1 protein-coding gene is annotated in these 509 nt (G+C 50.1%); it reads right to left on the minus strand.

Features of this window, described 5'->3' with window-relative positions; translation table 11 throughout:
• The coding region (locus R7P74_RS29650; protein ID WP_318124331.1) for an ATP-grasp domain-containing protein at positions 1 to 509 on the minus strand (509 nt) is incomplete at both ends.

A 509-nucleotide genomic window follows, 5' to 3' on the forward strand; every position in this document is an offset into this window, starting at 1 on the left:
CCACAATCGCTTGAGTTGGTGTTGCTGCAATGCACTCCGCCATTTCTGCCCAGATCGTCTCGATCTGAGCCGCTTCTTTCAAGCGCCATTGGCCTTTACCATCGTAACCACCCAATGCACTTTTCAGCACCATAGGCATGCCAACATGTTCAATTGCGCGTTCAAAATCTTCACGTGTCTCAATCACGTAGTACTTTGCATTACGCACGCCAGCATTATCGAGTAGCGCTTTTTCAACACGGCGGTCACCGCCTGCTTTGATGGCTGCGGTACTAGGGAGGAACTTGCCACTTAATTCACAGATGTCGAGTACATCGTGAGGAATATGTTCGAATTCTGCGGTGATCGCATCCACTTGTTCAATGGCATTTTCCAAACCATGACCAAGCACCTGTTGGGTAAGAGGATGGACAACGTTACCGCTGCCGACATCGTAAGCCGAGATTTGGATGTTCAGTGGTGCACCAGCCAGAGACATCATACGAGCCAACTGACCTGATCCGAGAACC

Source organism: Vibrio sp. 2033 (assembly GCF_033339735.1).